The 17,957-nt window shown below is 57.3% G+C and carries 15 protein-coding genes and 1 pseudogene; 13 read left to right on the top strand and 3 right to left on the bottom strand.

From position 1 onward, the window contains the following. Position 1: 1 nt before the first annotated feature. The 7 genes from ACLI1Q_RS03155 (at position 2) to ACLI1Q_RS03125 (ending at position 6,821) form a co-directional block, all read left to right on the top strand. Positions 2–1,633 (top strand): LCP family protein, encoded by a 1,632-nt coding sequence (locus ACLI1Q_RS03155; RefSeq protein ID WP_411697071.1) that lies wholly within the window; start codon positions 2–4, stop codon positions 1,631–1,633. Between the two features lie 25 nt (positions 1,634–1,658). Then, on the top strand, positions 1,659–2,321 hold the full coding sequence (locus ACLI1Q_RS03150) for a TIGR03089 family protein (protein ID WP_239269393.1): 663 nt from the start codon (positions 1,659–1,661) through the stop codon (positions 2,319–2,321). Positions 2,322–2,349: 28 nt separating this feature from the next. Beyond that, positions 2,350–3,087 carry a sulfite exporter TauE/SafE family protein gene (locus tag ACLI1Q_RS03145; RefSeq protein WP_411697070.1) on the top strand — a complete coding sequence of 246 codons (738 nt, stop codon included), beginning with the start codon at positions 2,350–2,352 and terminating at the stop codon, positions 3,085–3,087. Between the two features lie 189 nt (positions 3,088–3,276). Beyond that, positions 3,277–3,912, top strand: coding sequence for an ABC transporter permease (locus ACLI1Q_RS03140; protein WP_239275615.1), 636 nt, complete (start codon positions 3,277–3,279; stop codon positions 3,910–3,912). A gap of 2 nt (positions 3,913–3,914) precedes the next feature. Further along, on the top strand, positions 3,915–5,129 hold the full coding sequence (locus ACLI1Q_RS03135; RefSeq protein ID WP_239269390.1) for an ABC transporter ATP-binding protein: 1,215 nt from the start codon (positions 3,915–3,917) through the stop codon (positions 5,127–5,129). Continuing rightward, a complete protein-coding gene (locus tag ACLI1Q_RS03130) occupies positions 5,116–5,868 on the top strand; it encodes an ABC transporter permease (protein ID WP_023016900.1) in 753 nt (250 codons plus the stop codon). Before ACLI1Q_RS03135 ends, ACLI1Q_RS03130 begins: the two co-directional genes overlap by 14 nt. Next, positions 5,865–6,821, top strand: a complete 957-nt coding sequence (locus ACLI1Q_RS03125; RefSeq protein ID WP_239269389.1) for a glycine betaine ABC transporter substrate-binding protein — start codon at positions 5,865–5,867, stop codon at positions 6,819–6,821. The genes ACLI1Q_RS03130 and ACLI1Q_RS03125 overlap by 4 nt, the downstream gene beginning before the upstream one ends. Before the next feature lie 289 nt (positions 6,822–7,110). Here the strand turns inward: ACLI1Q_RS03125 and ACLI1Q_RS03120 are convergent, their stop codons facing one another. Together ACLI1Q_RS03120 and ACLI1Q_RS03115 are read right to left on the bottom strand one after the other, a co-directional pair. Continuing rightward, entirely contained in the window at positions 7,111–8,433 is a 1,323-nt protein-coding gene (locus tag ACLI1Q_RS03120) for an MFS transporter (protein WP_239269388.1), read from the bottom strand. A gap of 452 nt (positions 8,434–8,885) precedes the next feature. Then, positions 8,886–10,157: a threonine/serine exporter ThrE family protein gene (locus tag ACLI1Q_RS03115; protein WP_239269446.1), complete on the bottom strand. Its 1,272-nt coding sequence runs from the start codon at positions 10,155–10,157 to the stop codon at positions 8,886–8,888. Positions 10,158–10,693: 536 nt separating this feature from the next. Between ACLI1Q_RS03115 and ACLI1Q_RS03110 the strand changes: the two genes are divergently transcribed. The 6 genes and pseudogenes from ACLI1Q_RS03110 to ACLI1Q_RS03085 all read left to right on the top strand — a co-directional run bounded on the left by ACLI1Q_RS03110 (position 10,694) and on the right by ACLI1Q_RS03085 (position 17,328). Further along, on the top strand, positions 10,694–11,578 hold the full coding sequence (locus ACLI1Q_RS03110) for a carbohydrate ABC transporter permease (RefSeq protein ID WP_239269445.1): 885 nt from the start codon (positions 10,694–10,696) through the stop codon (positions 11,576–11,578). A 29-nt stretch (positions 11,579–11,607) separates the two neighbouring features. Further along, the gene (locus ACLI1Q_RS03105) at positions 11,608–12,453 is read left to right on the top strand and encodes a carbohydrate ABC transporter permease (RefSeq protein ID WP_239269444.1); all 846 of its coding nucleotides are present in this window, start codon (positions 11,608–11,610) and stop codon (positions 12,451–12,453) included. A gap of 75 nt (positions 12,454–12,528) precedes the next feature. Continuing rightward, positions 12,529–13,851, top strand: coding sequence for an ABC transporter substrate-binding protein (locus tag ACLI1Q_RS03100; protein ID WP_239275588.1), 1,323 nt, complete (start codon positions 12,529–12,531; stop codon positions 13,849–13,851). Between the two features lie 37 nt (positions 13,852–13,888). Next, a pseudogene (locus tag ACLI1Q_RS03095) lies at positions 13,889–14,982 on the top strand (ABC transporter ATP-binding protein). A 167-nt stretch (positions 14,983–15,149) separates the two neighbouring features. Continuing rightward, a complete protein-coding gene (locus ACLI1Q_RS03090) occupies positions 15,150–15,767 on the top strand; it encodes a hypothetical protein (RefSeq protein WP_239269385.1) in 618 nt (205 codons plus the stop codon). 166 nt (positions 15,768–15,933) lie between these two features. Then, on the top strand, positions 15,934–17,328 hold the full coding sequence (locus tag ACLI1Q_RS03085; RefSeq protein WP_239269384.1) for a GntP family permease: 1,395 nt from the start codon (positions 15,934–15,936) through the stop codon (positions 17,326–17,328). On the opposite strand, the gene ACLI1Q_RS03080 is transcribed toward ACLI1Q_RS03085, so the two are convergent. Next, positions 17,325–17,834, bottom strand: a complete 510-nt coding sequence (locus ACLI1Q_RS03080) for a gluconokinase (RefSeq protein ID WP_239269383.1) — start codon at positions 17,832–17,834, stop codon at positions 17,325–17,327. The two genes, ACLI1Q_RS03085 and ACLI1Q_RS03080, sit on opposite strands and share 4 nt — an antisense overlap. Positions 17,835–17,957: the final 123 nt, after the last annotated feature.

The following is a 17,957-nucleotide window of genomic DNA, read 5'->3' as shown; positions in this document are numbered from 1 at the left end:
TGTGACTTCTGAGAACACTCGCCGGGCGCGCAATATCCAACCCGCGCCCTCTGCCGCTAGCGCGGTTAAGCAAAAGGGTTCCACGGCCACCAAAACCATCGTGGCTGTTATTTCTGCCCTCATCCTGGCTGTCTCCGGCGTGGGCTACGCCACGGTGGGGCGCCTGGATACGGGCATGTCCTCCGCCTCGGACTTATCTTTGGGCGAGGATGGTTTATCCGATCCTTCCTTGGACGGCGCCGCCGATATCTTGCTCGTGGGCAAGGACTCGCGCACCGATGCCCAGGGCAACCCCCTCTCCGAAAAGGAGCTGGCGGATCTCCACGCCGGCGTTGCCGAGGGTGAGGAAAATACCGACACCATCATGCTCGTGCGCATTCCGGAAGACGGCTCGCGCGCTACCGCGGTCTCCATTCCGCGCGATACCTATGTCAACGATCCGGACTACGGCAATATGAAGATCAATGCCGTCTACGCCTCGCACAAAAACGACAAGGTCCAGGAGCTCCAGCAGGAAAACGCCAAGGCGGAGGCGCAGGGCGAGAAGAAACCGTATTCGGATAAGGACATCGAAAAGCGCGGCGTGGAAGCCGGCCGCGAAGGCTTGCTCAAGATGGTGCACTCCCTGACCGGAGTGTCCATTGACCACTACGCCGAGGTGGGCTTGCTCGGCTTTACGCTGCTTACTGATGCCGTCGGTGGCGTCGAGGTGTGCCTCAACGAGGATGTTGAGGACGAGATGTCCGGCGCCAATTTCCACAAGGGCATCCAGACCCTCGATGGCGCGCAGGCGCTGACCTTCGTACGCCAGCGCTATAACCTGCCGCGCGGTGACCTTGACCGCATCGTGCGCCAGCAGGCGTATATGGCCTCGCTGGTGAAGAAGGTGCTCGATAATGACACGCTGACCAGCCCGTCCAAGCTCTCCAAGATTGCGAAGGCCGTGGAGCGCTCCGTGGTCATCGATGACGGCTGGGACATCATGGGCTTTGTCACCCAGCTAGCAGGCCTGGCCGGCGGCAATGTCACCTTCACCACCACCCCGGTGACCTCCATCGATGGCCGCGGCGATTACGGCGAATCCATCGTCACCATCGATACCAATGAGGTCCACCGCTTCATGGAGGATCTGGCCATGTCGCACGAGGAAGCCGAAGAAGACGCGGCCCACAAGGAGGAAAACGCCGAAAACGCAGCGGAGCACGATTCCGATATCAACTCCGATAACGAGGTCCACGTCCTCAATGCCGGCAATATCGATGGCTTGGCCGCCGGCATCGGCACCTGGCTGGAAAACACCGGCTATACCGTCGAGCGCTCCGCCAATGCCCAGCCCGGCATCTACTCTGAGTCTCAGGTCGTGGCCGCGGACCCCGAGAGCGAAGATGCCAAGAAGCTGGCGGAAAAGCTCGGTGGCCTGCCAGTGGTAGAAAACCCGCAGCTCGATGACAATACCTTGCTCGTCGTGGCCACCGATGACTACCAGGGCCCCTCCGATGAGGAAGCCAGCGCCGAGGAATCCGCGGCCGAAGAAGATACCGACCTGGTGGGAACCCCGGGCAACGACTTCGGCGCCAACAAGGTTGCGCCTGAAATCGACGCTGGTGGCGACGGTCCGCGCTGCGTGAACTAAGCAGGCTGGCCTACGATGGGCGGGTATGGAACTACTCGCCCATCTTTTAAACGCCGATGCCGCCACCCCACGGCTGACTGTTTATAACGAATCCACCGGCGCGCGCATGGATTTTTCCGCCCAGACGCTCGATAACTGGGCGGCCAAGATCGCCAATATGTTGGAAGAAGAGCTCGACTTGGAGCCTGATTCCACCATCGCCATCGACGTGCCCACCTCGTGGCAGGCTGCCGTCATTGCCTTAGGCGCCCTCGCCGCCGGGCCCACCTTTGATTTTGGTGAATCGGCCGCGCTTGCCGATGTCGTCTTTACCTCCCCCTCCCGCTACCTCGCCGCCCAAGAGCGCCAGCCGCAAGCCGATATCGTGCTCATCAGCGACGACCCCTTTGGCCGCGGCATCGTTGAATCCGGCGGGGATCTGCCCACCGGTGCCATCGACTTCGGCCCCACCGTCCGTTTTTATGGCGATCAGTACTTTGGTGAAACCCAGCCCCTGCCGGAATTGGTGACCCCGCCCGGCGGCGCCGAGCGGCTGCTATCTACCGGATGGAGCGACAAATCTTCCTTCACCCGCGCCGTGCTCGAGCCCTTAGCAGCCGGCGGCTCCGCCGTTATCGTCGCTGGACTCTGCGCCGCGTCCCGCTTGGATGAAATTGCAGCGAATGAGAAAGTAACCGCCCGGCTGTAGGTTAAGTGCCCTATACTTGCCTTCCATCATGTTCTTGGGAATCTCTTCAGACGCGTGGGTCTACATCTTTATTGGTGTGCTCATCTTGGTCGGCACTATCACTCAGGGCTCGATCGGCTTTGGGCTCGGCACCATCGCCACCCCCATAGTCGCGCTCTTGCGCCCAGATTTAGTCCCCACGCTCATCTTGCTCCTCGCGCTGTGCATTTCCATCTATACGCTGGCGCGAACCTACCGCGAAACCTCATGGCGCTTGGTCGGCATATCCGTCATCGCCCGCATTCCGGGCTCGTTCGCCGGTGCGTGGGCGATCGCATCCCTCTCACACGACGGCCTGTCCATCTTCATCGGCTGCTCCGTGCTCTTGGCAATGTCCCTCTCCAGCCTCGGCTGGAGCCCCGAGCCCACCAGGCGCAATACCGTCTTAGCCGGGCTTACCTCCGGATTCCTGGGAACCTCTACCTCCATCGGTGGCCCGCCGATGGCGCTGATTATGAAGCGCTTCGACCCACAGCGCACCCGCGGCAGCCTCGCCGGCACCTTTGTGATCGGTACCGTCATGTCCCTTATCATCCTGGGCTTTAACGGCCAGGTGACCCAGCCGCAGGTCTACGCCGCCGCTGCCTATAGCCCGTTGGTGGTCGTCGGTTTATTCATTGCCAACTATCTCAACCATTTCATCGATACTAAGCGCCTGAACCGCATCGTCACGGTGGTAGCTATTACCGCTGCCCTGGCACTTATCGGCCAAGTGCTGTTTTTCTAGGCCGCCAATAAGACCGGTATTACCTCGTGCTCACTGCCCCCGGTTTTGTGCCCAGCCTGTCACGCTATTGTTTCGCGCGTAAAAAAGCTTGTACGCTAGAAGCACATCATCAGCGCAGAGGAAGGACCAGAGAGTCTGTGCTCCTAATAATTTTCCCTGCGCCCTATTCTCTTTCTTTTAGGTGATGAAATGAACGAATTTATCGCTGCGCGCTGGCAGGATATCCTTTTCCGCAGTTACCAGCACGCAAGCCTTGTCATCCAATCAGTCGTTGTGGCCCTGGTCATCGCGTTGGTAATTGCCATCTTTGTGGCCCAACGCCCGCGCGGTGCGGCTATTGCTAATGCCTTAACCTCCATCGGGTTGACCTTGCCTTCGCTGGCGCTCCTTGGTCTTGCCATCCCGCTTTTTGGCATCGGCACCATACCGTCCGTTGCCCTCGTGGTCTTTTATGCTGTCCTTCCCATCCTGCGCAATGCCATCGTCGGCTTGCACAATGTCAGCGACGATGTCATCGAATCCGCCCGCGGGCAGGGCATGAGCTCGACGGCCATCCTCTTCCGCATCCGGCTGCCGCTGGCCTGGCCGGTGATTATGACCGGTATCCGCGTCTCCACCCAAATGTCTATGGGTGTTGCCGCCATCGCCGCCTACGCGCTCGGCCCAGGGCTGGGTGGATATATCTACTCAGGGCTTAGCCAAATCGGCGGCACCAACGCACTTAATTTCACGCTGGTGGGCACCATCGGCGTCGTCATCATCGCGCTCATCGTGGATGCGATTCTCGCCGGAATCCAAAAATTGACCACCCCGAAAGGTATCTAAGAATGTCCGATACAACGCACGCTTCATCCACGCACGCCGAGGACACGAGCAATAGCGGTGCCAGCATCGTCTTCGATCACGTCACCAAGGCCTATTCGGGCCAGGACTCCCCCGCCGTGGAGGACCTTTCCTTCGAAATTCCGGCGGGCGAGCTGGTCGCATTCGTCGGCCCGTCTGGTTGCGGTAAGACCACCTCGCTGAAGATGATTAACCGCTTGGTGGAGCCAACCAGCGGCACCATTTATATCGATGGCGAGGATGCCACCAAGAAAAACCCCACGCAGCTGCGCCGCGATATTGGCTACGTCATCCAAGGCGGCGGCCTCATCCCGCACATGTCCGTCGCGGATAATATCGCGCTTGTGCCCAAGCTAAAGAAGTGGAAGGCCGATAAGATTTCGAAGCGCACCGACGAGCTTTTGGATATGGTCGGGCTCGATCCTGCCACCTACCGCGATCGCTTCCCCAGCGAGCTATCCGGTGGCCAGCAACAGCGCGTCGGCGTCGCCCGCGGCCTGGCTGCGGATCCGCCGGTGGTCTTGATGGACGAGCCCTTCGGCGCGGTCGACCCCATCACCCGCACCCGTCTGCAGGATGAATTGGTCAATATCCAATCCGAGTTGAAAAAGACCATCATCTGCGTCACGCACGATATCGATGAGGCCATCAAGCTGGGCCACCGCATCCTCATCTTTGAACCGGGCGGAAAGATCAGCCAGTACGATACGCCCGAAAACATCCTGGCCGCGCCCGCGAATGATTTCGTCGCCGATTTCATTGGTTCCGGCTCTGCCTTAAAGCAGCTCAACCTGCGCCGCGCGGATGAGCTGGACCTTGCGGACCAGGCCACCGCGCGCATCGGCGAACCCACAAGTGAGGCCCTAGCACGCCTGCGCGAAGCCGGCGAAGAAATGGTGGTCATCATCGATGACAAGGGCCATCCCCGCGACTGGATCTTCGCCCGCCAGCTCGAGCGCTACGAGACCATCCCGGAGCCGCAGTTCGAGCTCAACTCCGTTGTGGATGCGCGCTCTACGCTTAGCGATGCCATGTCTGCCATGCTTGCTTCCTCCCACAGCGGCGCACTTGTCACCCGCCGCGGTGAATTTGTGGGCGTTTTGTACTACGAAACGGTCACGGATTATATCCAACAGATGAACGCCGCGGCCCAAGAGGCTTTAGATGACCAGGAGGTGGATTCCGGTGGAGAAATTTAAGCGCCTGACCGGTGAAGACCGCCTCCTTATCATCGGCATCCCCATCCTGGTGGTACTTACGGTGGGCGGCTGGCTCATCTGGCACGCCACGGCCGAGCTCGATGATATTGAAGAGCGCACCCTGCAGATTAGCTCCGTGCTCACCATGACCCGCGAGCACTTAGTCCTCGTGGTCATCTCCGCGCTGCTGGTCATCGCCACGGCCGTGCCGCTGGGCATCGTGCTAACGCGCAAGTCCACCAAGTTCATGGCGCCGATCATCACCAGCATCGCGAATATTGGCCAGGCCGCGCCCGTCGTCGGCGTCATCGTCTTATTGGCCATCTGGCTGGGCTTTGGCGAGCCGGTGGCAATCCTCGGCCTCTGGTTCTATGCCTTCTTGCCCGTGCTCGCCAACGTGATTGCGGGCTTGCGGGGCGTGGATAAGCAGCTTGTCGAGGCCGCCTATGGCCTCAGCATGTCACCAATCCAGGTGCTCACCAAGGTTGAGCTGCCCATGGCCCTGCCGGTCATCATGACCGGCATCCGCACCTCCTTGGTGCTTTTGGTCGGCGCTGGTGCGTTTGCCACCTTTATCGATGCCGGCGGCCTCGGCGGGCTGATTACCACCGGTATTACTCTCTACCGCAACCCTATTCTCATCTCTGGCGCGGTCCTTATCGCCGCCTTAGCCTTAGCGGTCGAATGGGTGGGCCGCGTTCTTGAGGTTGTCTTCGCCCCGAAGGGAATGATCAAATGAAACGCCTCCTCGCAACCCTCGCCGCCGCAGGCACCTTCTTCCTCGCCGGGTGCGGCCTCGGCACCGCCGGTGGCCTCATCCCGAGCGGACAGTTAAAGGGCGACCTAGCCGATATCGACTTGGATGGCGCCAATATTTCCATCGGTTCCAAGAACTTCACCGAGCAGGTGATCCTGGGCAAGATTGGCGCCATCCTCTTGGAATCCGCCGGTGCCAACGTAAAGGACTTGACCAATATCCCCGGCTCCACCTCGGCGCGCCAAGCGCTGGAGGTCGGCGATATGGACTCCATGTTTGAATACACCGGTACCGCCTGGATTACCTACCTGGGCAACGCCGATCCGGTCCCCGGCTCGCAGGAGCAATACGAGGCGGTAAAAGAAGCCGATAAGGACCATGGACTTACCTGGCTGCCCCCTGCGCCGATGAATAATACGTACGCGCTGGCCATTAGCGAACAGTCCCGCGCACAGTACGGCCTTGAGTCGCTGGCCGATATCAAGGGTATTCCCGCCAATGAACAGACCTATTGCACCGATAGCGAGTTCTTGGCCCGCAACGACGGCCTGCTTACCATGCTGGATAGCTATGGCATTGAACAACCACCGCGCGACCGCATCCGGATTATGGATTCCGGCGCCGTCTATGCCGCCTTGAATAAGGGCGAGTGCACCTTCGGTTCGATCTTTGCCACCGATGGCCGCATTAAGTCCTTAAACCTCACCGTGCTCGAGGATCCTGAGCTCTTCTTCCCTAAGTACAACCTCGCCCCAGTTGTACGCACCGAGGTCTTGGAAGAACATCCAGAGATCAAGGATCTCTTCGCGCCCCTCGCGGAGCTCCTGACGGATGAAAAGATGCAGGAGCTCAATGCCCGCGTGGACGTGGACGGTGAGGACTACACCGCCGTGGCCCGAGATTTCCTCATCGATGAAGGGCTGATAGAAGGATAATCTTTGGGGCCGCTTACCAGCACAAATGGATGTACAGGAAACTTTCAGTAATTTTCAGCGACCTATCAGATAGATTCCATTGCTGTTCCAGCCGCGTGCCCCATACTTAAATCATGCGTTTGAGAGAGCGCATACGAGAGAGATAGAGAGAACCCCTCAGTTTCCAGAGGGCGGTGAAAACCGATACATGGAAACACCCTTGTAGAGAGAGACGCCAGCGGCACTCGGAGCCGAAAGGAACCGAGTGCCGCTGGCGTTTTGCTAGTTCCACAGGCATAACCCGCACGGGTTATGCCACCAGGTCGTTCTTGCGCGGCGCGAAGAGCACGGCGGTGCCCGTCACGATCGCCGCGGCCACCAGGTAAAAGGCCGGGGCGAGTCTATTTCCGGTGGTATCAATCAGCCACGTCGCGATCATCGGGGCGGTACCGCCGAAGATGGCATTGGCCGTATTAAACGTCAGCGCGAAGCCAGACAGGCGCACGTGCGTGGGGAACTGCTCGGAAAGGAAGGAGGGCAAGACGCCATCGTTAAGCGCCAGCACCCCACCCAGGCACACCTGAATGATGATGACGAGCAGGATGCCTGCGCCATCGAGAAGCATGAATGCCGGAATGATGGCAAGGCCCATAAAGAGCGCGGCGCACAGCATGGTAGTCCGCCGGCCCAGGCGATCAGAGAGCAGGCCGGTAAGTAGCGCAAACCCCACGTAGAACGCGGAGGCCACCGAGGACGCGATAAACGCCGGGGTTTCTGCCATGCCCAGCTCCTCTGAAAGATAGGTGGGCAGGTAGGTCAAGATGACGTAGAAGCCAATCGCGTTGAGCACCGCGCCGGCAAAGGCAATAGCCAGGGCCTTGGGGTATTTCAGCACCTGTCGCAGGGGCGAAAGCTCGGTGTCCGCGTGCTTTTCAAAGCGGTTGGATTCCTCCGTGTGGCGGCGGATCCACAAGCCGTACAGGCCCAGCGGCAGCGCTACCAGGAAGGGCACGCGCCAGCCCCAGGAATGCAGGGCACCATCATCAAGCACGCCGGTAAGAAAAGCCGCGATGAGCGAGCCCAAGAGCAGCCCGGATGCGGTGGCCGAGGGCACCACCGCGGCATAAATCCCGCGTTTTCCAGGTGGGGCAATCTCAGCCAGGTGGGTGGCGGCGCCGGCATATTCACCGGCGGCGGAAAAGCCTTGCACCATGCGGCACATAAGGAGCAAGAGCGTGGCGGCAAAGCCGATGGTGGCATACCCAGGCAATAGGCCGATGCAGGCGGTCGCCAGCGACATCAGCACGATGGAATAGGTCAACGTGTGGATGCGGCCGTGCTTATCACCAATATGGCCCCAGACGATTCCACCGATGGGGCGCACCAGGAATGACAGCGCGAAGAGCGCGAAGGTCAAAATCAGCGCGCGGCGGCCTTCCATTTCTGGGAAGAAGACACGCGAGATAATCGCGGACATATAGATATAGGCCGCATAATCGAACCACTCAATAAACGTGCCGATGAATGCGGCCTTGATAGCGGAAGCGCGCTGTTCGTGTGAAGTGCCAGGAACGTCCACATCCGTTGGGGCAGATTCGTCACTCGCTGGCGGTGGGGCTATCAGAGGAGCCATGCTCCTCACCTCGTTTCTGTTGAGCTTTTCGCAAAAATGGCGCAGCATAGTCTGCACCCATAGCAACGAGCCTACAGAATTTACTATGGTTTATGTCACTTTTATATGCCTTTATAGCCTCGCCTACAAGCTTTGCTTGCCGATGCCTCCCTTCCCCACCCAACTCACAGCACTTAGCAGCAACCTTTCAGGCAGATTCCATGGTGAGCTCAGCCGCGTGCCCCATACTTAAATCATGCGTTTGAGAGAGCGCATACGAGAGAGATAGAGAGAACCCCTCAGTTTCCAGAGGGCGGTGAAAACCGATACATGGAAACACCCTTGTAGAGAGAGACGCCAGCGGCACTCGGAACCGAAAGGAACCGGGTGCCGCTGGCGTTTTACTGGTTCTGCGTTGTGGGGTGCCGCTACTGCCTGCTGCCTCTGGCCGCCCCACTGCTAGACCACCCGAACTAAGAGGGCTTTTTCCGCGGGATTTCCTTATCGAAATCAATAAGGCGTCCCAGCGCCCAATCGCGGTCCGTCAGCAGCCGGGCAAATACCATCCCAGCACCGATGGCGCCTACCACCATCAAGCCCGTGGCTACATTCGCCACCGCCTGATCCATCTGGCCATCATTGAGGTAGTAGACCGCGCGGAACATCGTCACCCCAGGGATCATGATGACGGCGGCCGGCACGGTGGTGGTAATGCGCGGCAACCGCGCCTTTTGCGAGGCCACCGCGCCCAAGAGCCCGATAATGAGCCCGCCGATAAACGCTGCAAAGTAGATGGTCGTGCCCAGCTCAAGGAGGCCAAGGCGCACCGCGTTGGCCACGGTTCCCACACTTGCAGCCACCAGCACCATGCGGCGCGAGGAATTAAAGAGGAAGGCAAAGCCCGCGATGCCGAAGAAACTGGCAACAAACGCCAGCAGGTACCACCGCGTATCCGGGGCGGGAACCGGCGGATCTGGGCTGAGATCCGTTAGCCAACTGACCATGGAGACGGTAAACGTAGCGGTAAAGATGACCGTGAACGCATAGCCCAGCCTGGCGATGCCCGCATCAAAATCAAAGCGCGCAATATCGATCAGCGCCGAAAAGAGCGGGAACCCCGGGATCAAAAAGAGTACCGCTGCGACATAGCCTGAGGACAGCTCGCTCGGCTCCACCACCCCAGCAAATCCGAGGAGCTCAATGAGGATAAAGAAGGTGATGCTGGCTGCCGCGCCACCAGCGATGATCCCGCCAATTTGGTGCACGTGCTGGTGAAGCACCTCATAGCGTACAAATTGCCCCACGAATGCCGCCAGCGCCACGAGCCCTACCGCTTGCACTGGGAAGAAATTCAGGTAAGCGAACGCCGCGCACGCGACCGCGGCCGCCGTGGATAGGACCCACACGCTCCAGCGCTTTTTCACATCGCTTTCTATGGAATCGAGCATCCCCGCAAGCTCTTCCGCGGTAATGCCGGAATACAAGTGGTTATGGGTGAGGTCCTCCAATGCCTCAATGCGGGAAGCATCAACGGCCGGCGAATGCGTGCGCGCAATCACCGTGCGAAAGGAATCGCCCCGGTGAAAAGTACAGGTAATCTGCGTCAGGCCCACGTTTGCGTCCAAATAATCAAATCCCAGTGCCCGGGCGCTGCGCTTCATACCGCGCAGGACGCGATAGCCCGATGTGCCCGCCCCCATCAGCATCATTCCGACGCGCAAGACGACGTCAGCTTCCACGCCCATCTGCCGGTGAAAATTCGGATCATACTGCGACGACAAATCTTCCACCTCTACCTCGCGGGAAAGCTGCGATCCAGGCCACTTCTCGGCGGCCATTGCCCCAGCTTCCACCCACATTTTGGCTGTTTCTTCTACCTCCCAGACTAGCGCACCGTGCGCCTCCCTCGCGGCCTTCTTACCCTCCACTAACTTCCAGGAAAATTTCAGCTTTCTTCAATGCCCATAACAGGGTCTAGCGCCATACTTTTCTTAGCGTTCGAGAGAGCGCAAGAGAGATAGAGAGAACCAGCTCCAGCGCCCTGCGGCCCTTCACTGAGGCCCGGGCGCTGGAGTTGTTTTCAATAGAGTTCGCAATAGCCCCCTAGCCTTTACGGACTCGACGTTTTAAATTCATCAAAAGTTTCCATTATGTGAAACACCCCGTAATCTACGCGGTTTACGTTGGCTGGGTGACTCTCAGGGATGACCACGCCGACGCTAAGAACGGCATCGCGACTGCCACGGCCACCGGCCCGAGCAACGATAATTCATCGGAGCTCGTGCGAAAGGCTACAAAGAGCCGACATAAGGAATGGTTGCTGGCTGCCGCGCTTTTGGCGCCCAACCTCATCTTGCTGGCCATTTTTACCTACCGGCCACTACTGGATAATATTCGGCTTTCCTTTTTTAACTGGAATATTTCTAGTTCAAGCTCCACTTTTGTTGGTTTTGATAATTACGTGGAGTGGTTCACGCGCGACGATACAAAGACGATCGTCTTTAATACCGTCATTTTCACCTTTTTCACGGTCATCGGCTCCATGGTTATTGGGCTCGCGCTTGCGCTACTTCTCAATCAAAAGATCAGAGGCCGCAACTTCGCACGCTCGGTGGTCTTCGCGCCCTACGCCATCTCCGGTGCCGCAATCGGTATCGCCTTCCAGTTCGTATTCGACCCCAACTTTGGGTTGATTCAAGAAATCCTCGGATGGTTTGGCATTAGTTCTCCAAACTTTTATGCCGTGCCTGGCTGGGCGTTGTTCATGGTGACATTTACATTCGTGTGGAAGAACTTGGGTTATACGTTTGTCATCTACTTGGCTGCCCTACAGGGCCTAGATAAGGAATTAGACGAAGCTGCCGCCATTGATGGAACAGGCCGTTGGCGCAAATTCTGGCGCGTGACAATGCCGCAACTGCGCAATACCACCTTCTTCCTTTCCATTACGGTACTGCTCAACTCTGTGCAGGTCTTCGACATCATCAACGTCATGACCCGGGGCGGCCCTCAAGGAAACGGCACCCAGACCCTGGTTTTTCAGATTTATAACGAAACCTTTGTCAACTTCCGTGCTGGTTACGGCGCCACTGCTGCGACAATCCTATTCCTCATCCTGCTCGTCGTTACGTTGATTCAGGTCCGCATCATGGATAAGCGAGGTTAACCCACCCTATGGCTGATTCAAATCTTCACATGATCACAGACTCTTCCCCTGTAGCAAGGCGTGCCAAACTCATCGGTGGGTACGTAGGAATTATCCTCGTCCTCCTACTCGTGGGACTGCCGTTGTTCTGGATCTTAATGACCTCATTCAAGGCCAGAGGTGATATTTACACCGACCCAGTTAACTGGCTACCGCCGACGTGGGAAACCAAAAATTACGCAGATGCCACAACGCGCGTCCCTTTCTGGACCTACCTGCGTAACTCAGTCTTCATTACCGCGGTGCTATCCGCTATAAAGATTGTGCTTGGTGTCGTCTCCGCCTACGCGTTATCTATCCTTCGCTTCCCAGGACGCAATCTAGTGTTCATCGTGGTGATTTCTTCCCTGATGGTCCCCGCAGAAATCACGGTGATTTCCAACTACGCCTTGGTCAATTCCTTGGGCTGGCGTAATACCTTTGTAGGCATCATCGTCCCGCTGGCTGGTGTTGCATTCGGCACCTTCCTCATGCGCAATCACTTCCTGTCCTTGCCTTATGAGCTTGTGGAAGCTGCTCGCATGGACGGCGCCGGCCCCATTCGCTTGCTCACCAAGGTGCTTCTTCCCGTTTCTTGGCCAACATTGACAGCTTTTTCCGTGATCACCCTAGTAAACGAATGGAATACCTACTTGTGGCCATTCCTGATGGCGGATACAGAACGGGTTGCTCCCCTGCAGGTGGGTCTGACCATGCTGCAAAACAACGATGGCGTTACTAACTGGGGACCAGTAATGGCCGCAACCGTTCTAACCATTCTCCCGATGGTCGTCATTTTCCTTGGCCTGCAGAAATACATGATTCAAGGTCTCACCACTGGCGCCGTAAAAGGTTAGAAGGCTTCTATCCTTATCACGCTCGCCGTTGTCGCCCTATTCTTCTCAATCTGACTTCAATTTAAGGAGATACCCATGCTTCGCCGTAAGTTTCTCGCGCTAGCCTCCACTGCTTCTACCGCTTCATTTCTTGCCGCTTGTGCTGGCACCTCATCTACCAGTTCCCAGGGCAGTAGCGACGGTGGCGATGGTGGCGAGGTCACGGAATTGACGTGGTGGTCCAACCACCCGGCTTCCTCAAAGGACATCGAAAAGGAAATCATCTCTCGCTTCGAGAAGGAAAACCCTGACATCAAGGTCACCCTTGTTGACGCTGGAAAGAACTACGAAGAGGCAGCGCAAAAGTTTAATGCTGCACTTACCGGCTCTGATCTTCCAGACATCGTGGTTCTGTCTGATGTGTGGTGGTACAACTTCGCTATCAATGGGCAGATTGCCAATGTTGATGATCTAGCCAAAGAAGCCGATATTGACCTCTCGACCTATGTCCAGCCGCTCTATGAGGACTATAACTACGACGGCGGCCACTTCGCGCTTCCCTTTGCCCGGTCAACTCCCCTGTTCTACTACAACAAGGACGCATGGAAGAAGGCTGGCTTGCCAGACCGTGGACCGGAGTCTTGGGACGAAATGGATGAGTGGTCTAAAAAGCTCGCCAGCGCGGATTCTAAGATGAAGCCCTTTGGCTGGGGCGATGCAGTCGGCTACTTGGGATGGATTTTCCAAGGCCCCTTGTGGTCTAAGGGCGGTGCCTACTCCGATGAATGGGATTTGAAGTTCACTGATGACAAAACCATCGAAGCTGTGGAATGGCTCAAGGATGTTACCGATAGCAAGAATGGCTACTCCTACATGGGCAATGACATGGCTATGGAATTCGGCACCGGACGCGCTGCAGCCACTGTCCTATCCACAGGCGATCTCGCAGGTATCTCTGATACCGCTGACTTCGAGTTAGGAACCGCATTCCTTCCCAATCCAAAGGGAGACGGCGCTTGCCCCACCGGAGGTGCAGGCCTCGCCATTCCTTCCGGTATTAGCAAGAACCGCCAGGTGGCAGCCATCAAGCTGATTGATTTCATCACGAACGAGGAAAACACCTCGTATTGGTCCCAAAATGTGGGTTATATGCCAGTCCGCTCTTCTGCTGCCGACAACGAGGATCAGAAGAAATTCATGGAAGAGAACCCGAATTTCGAGACTGCTATCAAGCAGCTTCCAGAAACTCGCCCACAGGACAACGCCCGTGTATTCCTCCCTGGTGCAGATCAGGAGATTGGTGGTGCCTTTGAGAAGATCGTCACCAACCGCGACGATGTCACCAAGGTGCTTACGGATCTAGAAAAGACTCTGCAATCCATTTATGACAACCAGGTAAAGCCCGTCATTAACGGCTAATCTTGCCAATTTTCCTTAGTATCTGAAAGGTAACACCATGGCTACTGTCACATTTGATGGTGCAAGCCGCATCTATTCCAAAGACGCGGAGCGCCCCGCAGTTGACCGTCTTAATCTAGATATTTCCGATGGCGAGTTTTGGTCCTCGTCGGGCCTTCTGGCTGCGGAAAATCCACCAGCCTACGAATGCTCGCTGGCCTTGAGCCGACAGACCGAGGTTCCATTCGGATCGGCGGAAAAGACGTCACTGGAGTCAGCCCATCAGATCGTGACGTAGCCATGGTCTTTCAAAACTACGCCCTGTACCCGAATATGTCGGTCGCACAAAATATGTCTTTCGCCTTGGAAAACCGGAAAGTACCCAAGGACCAGATTAAGACACGGGTACAAGAAGCCGCCAAAATTTTGCAGATGGAGGATTTGCTTGACCGGAAGCCCGCGAATCTGTCAGGCGGCCAGCGCCAGCGCGTAGCGATGGGCCGCGCCATCGTGCGCGAACCAGCTGTATTCTGCATGGACGAACCATTGTCCAACTTGGATGCAAAACTGCGCGTATCCACCCGCGCGCAGATTTCGAATTTGCAACGCCGCCTTGGCACTACCACGGTGTACGTGACCCACGACCAAACCGAAGCAATGACCATGGGTGACCGCGTCGCGGTGCTTAATGCAGGTGTCCTACAACAAGTAGATACCACTCGTGAAATCTACGACCGCCCCCAGAACGTCTTCGTTGCTGGGTTCATCGGCTCCCCTGCCATGAATATCTACGACCTCGCACACACCTCTAGCCGGCTCACCCTGGGGTCGACTCGCATCAACTTGGCGAATTACGACTTCGATGGTGGGAAATCCGTTACCGTTGGCGTTCGCCCCGAAGATTGGGTGCACACAGAGGAAGGTGCGGAATTCACCGTTAAACACGTTGAAGAACTAGGCAATCAAACCTACCTCTATGGTGACTTAGCGGACTCCGGCGAAGATCTGCAGTCGACGACCCGAATGGGCGGACAAACTGGCATGTTGGTAAGCGCTCGCTGTGATTACGCAATTGGTGATACTTTCCACGTCTCTCCCGATCCTGACCGTGTCCACCTATTTAGCTCTACTACTGGTGAGCGTCTAAATTAGAGTCGACAAAGCGAAGTTAACAATGTAAATTTCTACTTTGGCCGGTGTAGTAAAAATTGATTATTACTCGCTTGCCTGAGGCATCCACGCAATTCTTTTCCGCGGATATTGCTAAGGCAAACTGCACTCCACGAACGATAAGCCAATCGAAAGGTCACTAACTGCCGATGCGCTCTCTGAAGAAGCTATCTGTCACCGCCCTTGCCACCACCGCCATACTCGGTACTATCGCCGCGCCGGCCGCGAACGCAAAGAGCGACCCAGTACGTTCCATCATCGATCCTGGAACCTGCAAGGCCATCACCAAACTGGCTAACGAAGGGAAACCGGTCCCAGATCCTTCCATCCTCCACGATGAGGACTCTGTAAAACCTTATTTCAGCGATGGCGTACTGAAGTACAAAGTGGCGGATAACTTCCCCTACCGCAAGCAGCTAGACGCCGCCGTTGCCGAGTGGAACGAGGCTCTCGAGGGGAAGGCTTCCCTTAAGGAAGTAAAGCCTTCCGAAGCTGATGATGACACCATTTCCATCATCTACAATCCAGATCCTCGCGGCTACGTCCAAGGCTCGGCTTACCCGGATCACAAATTAGTCTCCATCAAGATGCCCAATGCTACTTACCCTGAGGCTCTCCAAGGCACCATCGCTCACGAGCTAGGCCACATGATGGGCGCGGGACACTCCTGCGCCGGCGCACTTATGGCAGGTTCCAACCAGAACCCGATCTCCTATCACGTAACGCCGCTTGATGCGGCCGCCATTATCCAAGGCCAGTTCGACTAAGCTCGCCTCTGCTCCCCCTTGGTTCTCAACGAGAATCAGGGGATTTTTATATGCCCAGTTTCGGGGCGGTAGATAAGCCGCGTTGGTGAATGTGGGCATCGGCTAGCAGAGCTACTGCTAACGTTGCCCATATTCAAAGGTTTGCACAAGAAAAGGAGCCTTTTCTATGGAGACGTGGGAACCCACATTGTCCACTGGTCCGCTGCTGGGGATTGCGGTCGCTGCGGTCGCTGTGATTTTGGTACTGGTCATATATTTCAAGCTCCACGCTTTTCTCACTCTGCTGGTGGTCTCCGCGCTGACAGCACTTGCATCTGGCATACCACTGGAAGGCATCGTCCCTACGATGACGGAAAGTTTCAGCTCCACCCTTGGCTCGGTGGCGCTTCTGGTGGGCCTCGGCGCCATGATCGGCCGGCTCGTGGAGGCTTCCGGCGGTGCCCAGTCGCTTGCCGACGCCATGGTTCGCCGCTTCGGCGAAAATAAAGCACCCCTTGCACTCGGCATCGCCTCGCTGATTATGGGCTTTCCAATCTTCTTCGATGCTGGGCTTATCGTGATGCTTCCGGTTATCTTTGCCGTCGCCCGCCGCTTGAATGGCCCGGTCCTTGCCTTTGGCCTGCCGGCCGCCGGCGCATTCTCTGTCATGCATGTCTACATGCCACCGCACCCCGGTCCTGTCGCCGCCAGTGAATTCTACGGCGCCGACCTCGGCTTGGTGCTGCTCGTCGGCCTGTTACTGGCTCTGCCTACCTGGTATATCTCCGGCTACCGCTTCGGCCTTTTTGCTGGAAAGAAGTTCCCTTTCAAGGTCACTGACGCCATCGCCGGGCCCATCGTTAATGAAGAAGAACAACCCTTAAAACCTGCCTCCGCCACCACAGTAATTTCCATTTTGCTCATCCCGATGGTGCTCATTTTCTTCAATACCGGGCTCAACGCCCTAGCTTCCTACGGCACCATCGACGCCGATGCCACGTGGGTCAGGTTCTTCGTCATGCTCGGCCAAACTCCAATCGCATTGCTGATTACGGTGCTTATCGCACTGGTAGTCCTCGGTCTGCGCCGCGGCGTGGAAAAGACGGCGCTGGAAAAGCTCGTTGACTCCTCGCTTGGCCCTATCTGTTCCGTCGTGCTCATCACCGGCGCGGGCGGCATGTTCGGCGGCGTGCTCCGCACTTCCGGCATTGGCGATGCGCTTGCCGATTCCCTCTCCGGCCTCGGCATCCCTGTCATCCTGGCCTGCTATCTCATCGCCGTAGCCCTCCGTTTGGCACAAGGTTCAGCCACCGTAGCCCTCACCACGGCCGCTGCCCTCATGGTCCCCGCCGTGGAAGCTGGCGGTTTCAACGAGCTCCAACTCGCACTCATCGTTGTGGCCACAGCCGCCGGTTCGGTCTTCGGCTCCCACGTCAACGATTCCGGCTTCTGGCTCGTAGGCCGCCTGATGGGCATGGACACGATGACAACTCTGAAGACGTGGACCGTTAATCAGATGCTCATCTCCGTCATCGGCTTCGCACTCGTGCTCGTCCTCTACGGTGCGGCTGCAGTCTTTTAGGAGCCAGCCTTTATCCAGGCAGTAGCGTCTTTAGCAATCTCTTCTACTGGCCGCGTCACATCGAAGACGCGGCCAGTTTCATCTTCTTCCAGTGGCTCCAAGGTATCGAATTGCGATTGCAACAACGACGCTGGCATGAAGTGTCCCGGCCGGTGTTGCATCCGCTCATACAACACATCAAAGTCACCGTGTACATGCACAAACGCCACGCCAGGGCAGTACTCCCGAATCAGGTCCCGGTATTTTCGCTTCAGCGCGCTACACCCCACCATCGCGCCTTCTGGTCTTTCCGCTAGCCACTGACCGATCTGCCTCAGCCACGGCTCGCGGTCCTCATCATTCAGCGGCGCCCCAGCGGCCATCTTGTCGATATTCGCCTGCGGATGCATATCATCGCCGTCGCGGTACTCTAGCCCAACCAGCGGCGACAGGGCCTCCCCCACCGTTGTCTTGCCAGAGCCAGAGACTCCCATGACGACGACATGACGGAATTTGTTCTGGTTCATGGTGGCTCCTTGGGTTGGGGTTATTCCCATTCATTTTATCCGCATCGAGTTACCAGCCCCGAACTGTGAATTTGCGGATGCAAATCTCGAGGAGGAGCAGCCTCCTAATGAACCGACATCAAC

This window comes from Corynebacterium limaceinasi (genome assembly GCF_046717465.1).
Lineage (GTDB): Bacteria > Actinomycetota > Actinomycetes > Mycobacteriales > Mycobacteriaceae > Corynebacterium.
This window is presented reverse-complemented; position numbering and strand designations above follow the sequence as displayed.

Coding starts and splice junctions, on each gene's coding strand:
- ACLI1Q_RS03150 (WP_239269393.1), top strand. CDS start 1,659: ATGGAACTACTCGCCCATCTTTTAAACGCCGATGCCGCCACCCCACGG.
- ACLI1Q_RS03145 (WP_411697070.1), top strand. CDS start 2,350: ATGTTCTTGGGAATCTCTTCAGACGCGTGGGTCTACATCTTTATTGGT.
- ACLI1Q_RS03140 (WP_239275615.1), top strand. CDS start 3,277: ATGAACGAATTTATCGCTGCGCGCTGGCAGGATATCCTTTTCCGCAGT.
- ACLI1Q_RS03135 (WP_239269390.1), top strand. CDS start 3,915: ATGTCCGATACAACGCACGCTTCATCCACGCACGCCGAGGACACGAGC.
- ACLI1Q_RS03125 (WP_239269389.1), top strand. CDS start 5,865: ATGAAACGCCTCCTCGCAACCCTCGCCGCCGCAGGCACCTTCTTCCTC.
- ACLI1Q_RS03120 (WP_239269388.1), bottom strand. CDS start 8,433: ATGGCTCCTCTGATAGCCCCACCGCCAGCGAGTGACGAATCTGCCCCA.
- ACLI1Q_RS03115 (WP_239269446.1), bottom strand. CDS start 10,157: ATGGGCGTGGAAGCTGACGTCGTCTTGCGCGTCGGAATGATGCTGATG.
- ACLI1Q_RS03105 (WP_239269444.1), top strand. CDS start 11,608: ATGATCACAGACTCTTCCCCTGTAGCAAGGCGTGCCAAACTCATCGGT.
- ACLI1Q_RS03100 (WP_239275588.1), top strand. CDS start 12,529: ATGCTTCGCCGTAAGTTTCTCGCGCTAGCCTCCACTGCTTCTACCGCT.
- ACLI1Q_RS03090 (WP_239269385.1), top strand. CDS start 15,150: ATGCGCTCTCTGAAGAAGCTATCTGTCACCGCCCTTGCCACCACCGCC.
- ACLI1Q_RS03085 (WP_239269384.1), top strand. CDS start 15,934: ATGGAGACGTGGGAACCCACATTGTCCACTGGTCCGCTGCTGGGGATT.
- ACLI1Q_RS03080 (WP_239269383.1), bottom strand. CDS start 17,834: ATGAACCAGAACAAATTCCGTCATGTCGTCGTCATGGGAGTCTCTGGC.